The organism is Capsulimonas sp., from assembly GCF_039929585.1.
In the GTDB taxonomy this organism is placed as follows: Bacteria; Armatimonadota; Armatimonadia; order Armatimonadales; family Capsulimonadaceae; genus Capsulimonas.
The window spans coordinates 1-10,766 of record NZ_JBDSQY010000147.1 but is presented as its reverse complement, the minus strand read 5'-3'; the positions used below and the strand labels follow the sequence as shown (position 1 = coordinate 10,766).

General features: G+C 59.3%; 7 protein-coding genes. 1 reads left to right on the top strand and 6 read right to left on the bottom strand.

What is annotated here, in order from left to right; genetic code table 11:
• Window positions 1-83 precede the first annotated feature (83 nt).
• The 4 genes from ABIZ35_RS10150 to ABIZ35_RS10135 form a co-directional block, all read right to left on the bottom strand.
• The gene (locus tag ABIZ35_RS10150) at window positions 84-983 is read right to left on the bottom strand and encodes an ABC transporter permease (protein ID WP_348219779.1); all 900 of its coding nucleotides are present in this window, start codon (window positions 981-983) and stop codon (window positions 84-86) included.
• A 3-nt stretch (window positions 984-986) separates the two neighbouring features.
• The gene (locus tag ABIZ35_RS10145; protein WP_348219778.1) at window positions 987-1,910 is read right to left on the bottom strand and encodes an ABC transporter permease; all 924 of its coding nucleotides are present in this window, start codon (window positions 1,908-1,910) and stop codon (window positions 987-989) included.
• A 9-nt stretch (window positions 1,911-1,919) separates the two neighbouring features.
• Complete coding sequence (locus tag ABIZ35_RS10140; RefSeq protein WP_348219777.1) at window positions 1,920-3,521, bottom strand: ABC transporter substrate-binding protein; 1,602 nt, start codon at window positions 3,519-3,521, stop codon at window positions 1,920-1,922.
• A gap of 118 nt (window positions 3,522-3,639) precedes the next feature.
• Window positions 3,640-3,945 carry a hypothetical protein gene (locus ABIZ35_RS10135; RefSeq protein ID WP_348219776.1) on the bottom strand — a complete coding sequence of 102 codons (306 nt, stop codon included), beginning with the start codon at window positions 3,943-3,945 and terminating at the stop codon, window positions 3,640-3,642.
• A gap of 139 nt (window positions 3,946-4,084) precedes the next feature.
• On the opposite strand from ABIZ35_RS10135, the gene ABIZ35_RS10130 reads away from it, so the two are divergent.
• Window positions 4,085-5,029, top strand: coding sequence for a DNA glycosylase (locus ABIZ35_RS10130; protein WP_348219775.1), 945 nt, complete (start codon window positions 4,085-4,087; stop codon window positions 5,027-5,029).
• Window positions 5,030-5,098: 69 nt separating this feature from the next.
• Here ABIZ35_RS10130 and ABIZ35_RS10125 read toward each other — a convergent pair whose 3' ends face one another.
• Both ABIZ35_RS10125 and ABIZ35_RS10120 read right to left on the bottom strand, forming a co-directional pair.
• Window positions 5,099-8,029: an SBBP repeat-containing protein gene (locus ABIZ35_RS10125; RefSeq protein ID WP_348219774.1), complete on the bottom strand. Its 2,931-nt coding sequence runs from the start codon at window positions 8,027-8,029 to the stop codon at window positions 5,099-5,101.
• Between the two features lie 225 nt (window positions 8,030-8,254).
• The coding region (locus ABIZ35_RS10120) for an IPT/TIG domain-containing protein (RefSeq protein WP_348219773.1) at window positions 8,255-10,766 on the bottom strand (2,512 nt) is incomplete at its 5' end.

The window sequence follows — 10,766 nt, the reverse complement described above, 5'->3', positions numbered from 1 at the left end:
AGACCTATCCCCGCGCTTCGCGCGCCCTTTCCCCAGCGAGCCGCTGCGCGGGGGGAGGGGCGCGCGAAGCGCGGGAATAGGTCCTACTTCTTGCTCCTCGGATCCAGCGCATCCCGCAGCGCGTCCCCGATAAAGTTCAAACTCAGCACCGTCAGCGATAAACACAAAGCGGGGTAGACGATCAGCGCGGGGTGCGAGCGGCCGTAGCCCGACGACCAGGCGCCACTGATCATTGAGCCCCAGCTGGGCATGGGCGACTGCACGCCGATCCCCAGAAACGACAGGGTCGATTCGGCGATGATCACGCCGGCGATATCGATGGCGCTCGCCACCACAACGGCGGAGAGCAAGTTGGGCAGGATGTGGCGCAGGATGATCTGGCGGTCGGTGAGGCCAATAGCGCGGGAGGCTTCGATGAACTCACGGCCGCGCAGCGAGAGCGCTTGGGCGCGAACCAATCGCGCGAGGCCCGGCCAGCCGGTGACGCCGAGCGCCAGGAAGATATTGCCCAGGCTCGGGCCGCTCACGGCCATGATCAGCATCGCTAGAAGGATATCTGGGAAGGCGAACATGATGTCCGTGAAGCGCATCAGCCACGTGTCCGTCCAGCGGCCATAGTATCCGGCGATCAGGCCGACCAACCCTCCCACAAACACGACGATCAGCTCCACTCCCACCCCAACATACAATGAGATTCGAGCGCCGACGCACAAACGCGTCAGCGTGTCGTAACCACTGTCGTCAGTGCCAAGCCAGTGCTGGGCGGAGGAGTCGGCGCTGTAATCTTCCGTGGGGCGATAGTACGTATAGTGCGAGACCATCGGATAGAAGATCGCCATCAGAATCAAGAAGAGGAGCCAGACGACGCCGGCGAGGGCGAGCGGATGGCGGCGGATCGAGCGCCACGCGGCCTGCGTGGGACGGAGGACCGGGGCGCCGGGAGCCGGAAGCTCCTGGGCTTGGGCGATAACGGGACCGCTCATCGTTTACCCCGTCACTTTCACGCGCGGATCGAGCAGCGCATAAAGAACGTCCACGATCAAGTTGATCGTGACGAAGATGACGGCGAGCAGCAAGATCGTGCCCTGGATCAGCGTGTAATCACGCGTCGTCAGCGAGATGATCGAAGCGCCGCCGACGCCGGGGACGGTGAAGGTCGTTTCCACCACGAACGATCCCGAAAGCAAGTACCCAAACGAAGTCGCCGCCGCCGTCAGCACCGGCAGAAAGGCGTTCTTCAGCGCGTAGCGCGTGAGGATCTTGAACGGGGGGAGGCCGGAGGCGCGGGCGGTGCGGATGTAATCCTGCTGCAATGTCTCCAGCATGGACGAGCGCGTCATGCGCGCGATCAGCGCGGCGGGCCGGGCGGCGAGCACCAGGGCAGGAAGCACCAAGTATTCCGGGCTGCCGTAACCCGCCACCGGCAGCCAGCCAAGTTTGAGGGCGAAGATCAGGATCAGGAGCGGCGCGAGGATAAAGTTGGGGAGCGAGACTCCTACCAGCACGGAGCTCATTAACACTCGATCCAAGAGTTTGTTGGGCTTGAGGGCGGCCGCAATTCCCGACGGCACGCCCGCGAGCAGCGCCACCAGCAACGCGATGACTGCAAGGATGGCGGTCGGGGGAAGGCCGCGCTTCAGCAGGTCGGTGATTGGTATGTGGTTGAGGAATGAGCGGCCAAGATCGCCGTGCAGAAGCCCCCAGAGGTAGCGTTCATAGCGCACGGAGACCGGCGCATCTAGGCCAAAGTCGTGGCGGATACGCGCTAGCGTCGCCGCATCGGCGTGCTGCCCGGCAGCCAGAAGCGCCGGGTCGCCGGGAGAAAGGGCGGCGATGAAGAAGGTAATCGTGCAGATCGCCCACACCGACACCACCGCCAGAACGATACGCTGAAGTAAAAATCGAGCCATGAGGAGATCTTACTTGGCGAGCGTCAAATTTTTATACGGCAGATGTCCCATCAAGCCGTCGTCGATGTTTTGGACGTACGGCTTCACGAGCTCGATGTCCTTCTGATAGTATAGCGGGATCATCGGGACTTCATCCGCCACGATCCGCGCCGCCTCACGGTACTTGGCCACGCGCTCAGGTCCATCGGGCATGGAATCGGCCTGTTCGCACAGCTGATCAAACTTCGGGTTCGAATACCCCGTGTGGTTTTCGGAACCGTGGGTGGTCAGCAAAACCGTGTAGTAGTCCTGCGGGTCCAGGTAATCGGCTGCCCAGCGGATATGATAGGCGTCGAGCTGGTTCTTATGCTCCAGGTCCAGCAGCACCGTCCACTGCGTCCGCTTGCCCTGCACGTCGATCCCCAGGTTGTCCTTCCACATTCCCCGAATCAAGTCTACTGTCTTATCCAGATCGGGATAGGATTCGCGGTAGGAGATCGTGATGGCGGGGAAGCCCTTACCGCCCGGGTAGCCGGCGGCGGCCAGCAGTTCGCGCGCCTTCGCGGGATCGTAGGGAATGCCCTTGAACGAGGGATCGGCGCCGGGGATGCCGACAGGCAAAATGTCCTCGGCCACGTCCAGGTTGTCGCGCAGGACGACATGGCGGATCTTCTGCTTATCCGTTGCATACGCCAGCGCCTGACGCACACGGACATCCTTGAAGGCGGGGAACGTTCCTTGATTAAGGCCGACGTAATAGGTCGCCGCGCGCGGCCAGAACTTCACTTCATCCTTCAGCGTCTTCGAGTCGGTGTCCAGATCGCCCTTCTGCTCGTCCACAATATCGATCTCGCCGTTCACATAGAGCGAATGCCGGGTTGCGGCGTCGATTACGATCCGGCGATCCTGTCCGGCGATCTTCGGCGCGCCGCCCCAGTAAGCGGAGTTCGCGGCGAGGGTCACTTTCTGGTCAGTAGTGTACTGCGTCAGCCGGAACGGGCCGGTGCCCGCGCCCGCCGCCAGGTCCTTGTCAGTCAAGGGCGCATCCAGCTTCGCCTCGCTGGGGGATAGGATATAGCCAGTTGGATACGTCAGCGTGTAGATCCAGTAGGTCTTGGGCTTCTTGATCGTGATCGCGATCGTCATCGGATCGATCACCTTGACGCCCGTCAGTTCCGTCGTCTTGCCGGCGAACAGCTCATCCGAGCCGACGATATCGCCAAGATATGTCAGCGACACAGGAGACTCAAGTTTATTGCTGAAGGCGCGCTTGAACGAGAAGTAGACGTCCTGCGCGGTCATCGGATTGCCGTCCTGAAACTTAACGCCGTCACGCAAATGGAAAGTATAGGTCCGACCGTCCTTGCTGATGTCCCAGCTCTTGGCGAGCGCGCCCGTGACTTTGTTCTCCGGGGTCCACTGCACCAGTCCCTCGGCGACCTGCTGAAGCATGTCGATCGTGGTGCCGTCCTCCACCATGATCGGATCGAAGGTGGTGGGGCTTGCGGTCATCGCGATCCGGAAAACGTTGTCGGAGGGCGCTTTGGCGGCGCGGTCTTTATGACCGCAGCCGGCGGAAACGGCGAGGCACGGAAGCAGCGCAAGCGCGGCAAGGCGAGGACGCGAAATCAAAGGCGTGTCTCCTGGTTTGGGGAACAAATGATGCCAAATTATACCATAACACACAGTGAAATGGCCCGCAGGCGGATGCCTGCGGGCCGGGATTGTGGCGCGCATCGCCGGACAGCAATTAGTGTGTGCTGTGCTTAATCACATGGTGCGTCCCCACGGCGGCGGCGATGCCGCTCATGGTGGGATGGCGCTCCGCAAAGCTGAGCTTCTGATGGTGGCGCTTTTTGTTCGCCGCCGAAACTTTCAGAGCATGATGCACGCCCGCGCCGGCGGCGACTCCCGTTGCGGTCGGATGGCGCTGAATGACGTTCGGATGGGCCGCGTCCGCGAGGCTTGGGAGCACCGAAGCGGTCGTCATACCGACCGAAAGGATCATCAAAGATGCGGCGGCTTTCACGCCTTTGCCATATGTTCGAAAAGTCAAAAATCTATCCTCCGTAGCAAATTACCGCAACATCGCGTGACGGTTACTTAACAAGCGGTTCATACCCACAAATGGTTTCCAAAGAACCAGCTCTTTTATCGGATTTGACAAACACACGTACGATCTGCAAAAATCTCGCATGCAAGTTACCGATCTATGCTCCGTGGAGGAGCTCGATGTCGAGCACACCGTGGTTTGCGGCCAGACGTTTCGCTGGCGTCAGGATGCGGACCGCTGGTGGTCCTGCTTTCTGACGGAGAGCGTGACGCGACGCCCCTTCCTCGTGCGACTACACTCCGAAAACGGACGTGTTCTCTGCCAGGCCGATCCCAATGATCTTCCCTGCGTCCGAAGCTATTTTCGCCTCGAAGTCGATCTGGCGCAATTGACGGAAGAGTTTTTGGGCGCCGACCCGAACATCGCCCCAGCCGTCGCCGCCTTTCCCGGCCTGCGCGTGCTGCGCCAGGACCCCGTCGAATGCCTATTTTCCTTCCTCTGCACCTCCGCCGCGCCGCTGCATCGCATCCGTAAAGGCATCGACGGTCTCTGCCGCCTGCTCGGCGAACGCCATGACGGCCCAATCGGCGAACCGCACTTCGCATTCCCCACACCCGAGCGCATCGCCGAGACCGACATCGCCGACCTGCAAGCCCTCGGCGTCGGCTACCGAGCGAGATACCTCCAAGCAACCGCGCGCCAGGTCGTCGCATACGGCGGCGCCAGCTGGCTGCTCGCCCTGCGCGATGCGCCTTATGAAGACGCAAAAACCGCCCTGCTCACCCTCACCGGCGTCGGCGAAAAGATCGCCGACTGCGTCTGTCTCTTCTGCCTGGATAAGGACGCGGCAATCCCTGTTGATACCCATGTCCGCCAGATCGCGGAGCGTTACTATCTCCAGGGCGCCGCGCCAAAGTCGCTCACAAAGAACAGCTACGCCTTGATCGGCGATACGATTCGGAATCGCTTCGGACCAATGGCCGGCTGGGCTCAGCAATATCTCTTTTATGCCGACACTTTTGAGAAAAAAGCCTGGAGCGCATACGAAGCGCAGTATCGCTGCGACGTCGGCGGCGAGCCAAAATAAACAGCGCGGCGCTTGCCTCTGGTAGGAGGAGCGCCGCGCTGCTTATTTGATCCCGTATGCCCCTGAAACTTACTTGGGCGTTACGGTAAACCGCGCGGGAACGGAGTTATTCGAATATCCAGGATTGAAGACGCGCGCGAAGTGCGAGCCCGCCGTGGAGCTGACCGCGCTCGGCAGCACGATCGTCAGCTTCGTGGACGAGACGAACGTCGTTGTGACCGAAGTCGTATCGTTGATTTTCACCAGCGAGCCAGCCTCGAAGTTCGCTCCCGTCAGCGTCAACGTCACACTCGCCGCCCCAGCCTTGAACGTGCTGGGGGTGATGGCGGTCAGCACGGGACGCGGGGACACCACGAAGCTCTTCGGCTCAGACGCTCCACCGTCGGCGAAGCTGTTCACAACGCGAATGGCGTAACTTCCATTTTGCGCCAAGATGGCGGCGGGAATGGACACAATCAGGCGATTGGTCTGGATGGACGTCGGCGTGGCGGAGAAGCCGCCATTGAATGTCACCTTCGATCCCGCCGTGAACCCCGTCCCGTAGATGTAAAGCGAGAGACTTGCCAGCCCAGCGCCGATACGATCCGGGGTGACACTGCTGATCACGGGCATTGCCCGCGCCACGGTGAGGCGCACCGGAGCCGAGTATAAGTTCACACCTGGATTTACAACACGCACGTAATACTGGCCGGCGCTCGCGGTCACGGCATCCGGTAAATAAGCCGAAAGTAGGGTGTCAGACATCACATTCGCCGAAACCGTGTAGAGATCGTTGATGGTCACGACAGCACCGGTAACGAAGTGATAGCCAGTAAAGTAAATCAGTGTATGGGCGCTTCCCGGATCGATACGGGATGGGGAGAGACTCGTGATCGTCGCCTGCCCACGGATATTCCCTACACTTAGCTTTACTGCGACTTCGTCCCAATTACTTTGAGGAGTTGCGGGATGATTGGGATGATACCCCCCCGCCGTCGTGGTGACAACACCATTCGTTGAGCCGCAAACATACGCATCCAGCTTGGCGTCCAATGCAACGGACGTAAATCGATCGTCTCCTGAACCGCCAAAATATGTCGAGTAAAGCAGCCCAGACTTACCAAGTTTAGGAGTATCAATCTTCGTAAAGAAGCCGTCGGTATATCCCCCTCCGTAATTCAATTGAGCGGCGTCCGCAGTAACGGGGAAAGTAGGGGAAGATGTCATTCCAGCGATGCAGGCGACATCATCTCCCGCAAGGGCGACTCCAAGACCTTGACTAGAGTATTCTCCGTTTAAATACGTCGAATATAAAAGGGCGGATCCATCAAAGCTGAACTTCGCTAAGTAGGCGTTTACAGTAAACGCAGTAGGACGATACGCCGTAGCGGTCGTGGGCAAGGTCGTATCTGAGGATCCAACAACATAGGCGTTTCCGGCGCTGTTAACCGCAATGGCGTATGCATCAGTCATTCCTAACGTGTTGACGGTGGCGGAATGATAGGGAGCAACGCCTAAAAGCGAGGAATACAGGAGAGACGCTGTCCCGCTCTTTCGCACATCGAATTTGCACACGAATGCGCTTTTTGATCCCAAATGCTGCTTTTGAAATGCGGAAACGGTTGTTGGAAAATGGCTGTCTGCATTGAAGTTGTCGGAGGAGCCGCAGAGAAACACAAGGCCGTCTTGAGAAACGGCGACTCCTGTTCCGAAATCATTTTCTCCACCTCCGATCAAACTGGAATAGATCAGATTGCCGCCAGAGGCATTCAATACGGTCAAAAACGCGTCGAAGCTTGCTGAGGCCGGCGCTGTCTGAAAGGCTCCGGCGGTCACGGGATACGAACCGCTTGCGGAGCCCGTGACATAGGCGTTACCTGCGGCGTCAATTGCGATCGCATTTGCACTCGCATTCGCTGAGCCTAAATAAGTCGAGTAAAGCAGCTGATTGCCCGCCGGGTTGAGTTTGAAGACAAACCCCGTCGTAGAAGTCCCAGGCGTTTTACAAAACGCAGCGGATGTTACGGGAAAATCGGTGGATTGTGTTGTGCCGGTGACATAGGCATTCCCACCGCTGTCCACTTTGATATCGGCGGCAAAATCCCATATGGACCCACCGAAATAATTCGTGTACAGCGCGCCAGTCCCGGTGGCGTTTAACTTAGTCACAAAAATATTTTGGTAAGCTGTCAAATTGACAGAACTGTTTGGAGGCGTAGGCCCTTGAGGCGGTATTGTGGTTCCGGTAATATACACTTCTCCGGCGCCATTAACTGCAATCGGGTTGCGGTTCCCATTGTCTTGATAGAAAAGCCCCAGATAGGTCGAATACGCCAGCACAGGATCGATGACGAGTGCTCGGTTATGGTCGTAAGCGCCTACCGAGAAGGCAACGCGATTGCCCGGCATCAATTTATAAGCGCCGTTGATTGCGCGGCGTGACACTCCTGCTCCCTGGTAGATTACGGGCTTGCGCCACACGATTTGCTGATCCCCAAGCGCAATCACCAAATCCCCCGAGCGGTTGACGCTTATTTTGCGTGAGCCAGTCACGGCAAATCGGATCGCCTTTGGGTCGGCGTGCGGGGCGAGCACGAAGTCATACTCCATCTGCCGCTGATTGCCGTAGTAGACAAGATCCGTGCCGGGATAAACATCGGTGTATCGGACGCGTGCATACGTGGGGATATCCGTACGCCATTGGGAGGGATCTTTGCCGATGAAGCAGTTGACCTTACCGGGAAGCTCTTGCTCGCCGGCGCTTTTCGCGTTCGGGTTCGCATGATCGAGACGCATGGTCAAGACAGAAGCGAGCGGCGCTCGTTTCTCTGGGCTGGAGAGCGTAAAGACCGCGCCCTGAGAACTGAGCTGCAAACCGTAGTTCCCGCCGCGCGCGAGGAAGTTGACGTTAGTGTGGGCCTGTCCACGATTGGCTTCAAACGAGATGGGAAGGCTCCCATAAGCTTGCGGCGTAATGGCGAGCCCGTGGGCAGCTTCAGCAATGGCGCCTGTGGCTCCCATTAGGCTTAAGCAGCCAATCACAGCGCTCAAAGAATAACATTTTGAGACAGTAATCATATAATTGTCTTTCAGCTATGAGGCGAACGGTAGGAAAACGATTGTTGAGGAGACATTTACCAAAGTATAACACAAGCAAGTTGGGCAATCTACTGAGTCTGGCAAGAAACAATAAAAAATGCGCCTGCCTCTCTGAAGGAGAAGCAGGCGCAGGGTGTGCAGCGGAAACTACGGAGCTGGGACTACCGTAAATTTCTGAATGCCTGAGTTGTTCGCATATCCAGGGTTGATGACGCGAGCGTAGTAAGTACCCGGCGTCGAGGCGACCGAGGTCGGCAGAATGATCGTGATCTGCGTGGGCGTCACCGAAGTCGGCGTCACCGTAATCGTGTCGTTGATCGTGACGGTCGCGCCGTTTTCGAAGTTCGAACCGTTCAGCGTCAGCGTTGTCGGATTGTCGGTCGCGCCGACCGTAGTCGGCGACACGCTCGTCAGCGCCGCGCGGGCCGCCACGGTGAAGTTGGCGATCACCGACGTTCCGCCGTTGTCGGCTCCATTGACGACCCGCACCTGGACATTGCCGACCGTCGCCAGCAAGTTGGCGGGGACCGGGGCGATCAGGCGACCGGATTGGTATGTCGCATCCACCGGCGAACCGTTGTTGAATGTGACTTTCGAACCGTTGATGAAGCCCGTGCCGTAGATGTAGAGGTTGAGGCTCGTGAGGCCCACGACAACCTTGTCCGGCGACAGGCTGGTAATGACCGGCTGTGCGGGAGCGACGTTGTACTGAGCGGCATTGGAGATGTTGCCAGCACCAACGTTCACTACACGCAGGAAGTAAGTGCCGTTTGTCGTCGCGAGGGACGCTGGCGCCACGACCGTGATTTCCGTGGTGGATTTCACAGTACAGGCGACCGTCGTGGTGTCGTTAAACAAGACCGTGGCGCCAGGCTGGAAGCTTGTGCCCGTGATCGTCATGGTCGTGTTCGGTCCGCCCAGAGCCAGCAGGTGAGGAGTGAGCGCCGTGATTGTCGGGCGCGCCGCAACGGTCAGCATAACGGTATTCGAAGATCCGCCCGCTCCTTGCGTGTTGACGACGACAACTGGAACCTGTCCGCTCAGCTGTACCGCCGAGGCTGGGATCGGTACGACGATCTTGGTCGTCGTAATGGATATCGGCGTTGCGGATACTCCTCCAAACGTGACTGTCGAACCGGGAATGAAGTTCGCCCCATTGATCGTCAGGCCCGTCCCGCCTGCCGTCGTGCTGACAGCGGTCGGGATGATATTGCTGATGACAGGCGACAGCGTCTTAAACACCACATTGTCCGTGGAAGTATTGGACACGCCGGGGTTCTGGACCCGAAGCGCGTAGCTGCCGACTACGGAGATTAACGCCGCCGGAACGGCAACCGTGATCTGGGTGGGCGTAACGCTGGCGGGTACGGTGGGAGTCGCGCCGTTGAACGTCACTTTCGCCTGCGGAGTAAAGCCAGTACCGGTCAGTGTCAAGACAAGACCGGTGTTGCCGATACCGGAGGACGCCGGGGTGACGGACGTGAGCGTCGGCTTCCCGGCGATGGTCAGTGTCGCGGGCGCTGAGATTCCGCCAGGAGCGGTAGTATTGACCACGGTCACCGCCACACTGCCATTCGAAGCAAGCAGAGCGTCGGGAACGGGGACCTGGATCAGCGTGGTCGTCACATAAGTCGGGATCACCGGCGTGGCGCCGTTGAACGAGACTTTGGATGCGCGCTGGTAACCGGAGCCGCTGATCGACAAAACCACTCCCGTCGTCCCAGGAGCGACGACGCTAGGACTGAGGCTGGTAATGACCGGCGTAGCCACGGTGAATCTCTGTGGCTCGCTGTCGGATGGTGAGCCGAGGTTATGAACCCGCACGTCGTAGGCGCCGGCAGTCGTGAGGACCGAGGTCGGGACGGCTACCGTGATCTTTGTCGAGGTGATGGAAGCAGGTGTGACCGGTGCGCCGCCATTGAAATTCACCGTCGCCGTCGGGGCGAACGCGGAGCCTGTCAGGGTCAGCACAGTACCGGTCGTTCCTACGCCGACAGTCGCAGGCGTCAGCCCAGTCAACACGGGCGCTGCAACGGGCGGGAAGGAAACGGCGCTCTTGCTCGCGACGCCGTTCGCGCTCACGAAGAGGCTGTAGCTGCCAGCGGGGAGCCCGGCGGGCGGCGTAAACTTACACGTGACGGGCGTGTTCCCCGTCCAGATGGCGCGTGTGCTGAAGTCATACGACTTGCAGAAGTAGACTTTATCCGTCGCGTCCTTCAAAAACACGATCGGGAAGTTCGTTGAGTCGAAAAAGTCGTCGCCGTAGTTCGAGCCAAACGAGCGCCCGGTGATCTGCGTACCCGTCAGCGTGTAGGATCCATCGATATTAGGCGTCACGGAGGTGACGGCGGGGCGCCACTCGTCCTTCGGGCCAGTTCCGGCTTCCGAAATGTACACGGCGAGGTCACTGCCGCGAGTGTACATGATCTGCCCGCCGGGAAGCGGCATCAGGCGCGTCGTGAAGGCTTGCCCGGCCCGGCCTGCGGGAGGATCTGGGAGGGTTGCGTAGCTATTGGTCGCCGGATCGTACTCGTAGTAAGTTCCGGGTCCAAAAATGTCGTCACTGGGCGTGTCGGAGGCGACGACAAGCACCTTGCCGTTGATTTCCATCGCCGAAGGTGTATCACCGGCGGTATCGCCGTTCGGGTACGGCGCCGCC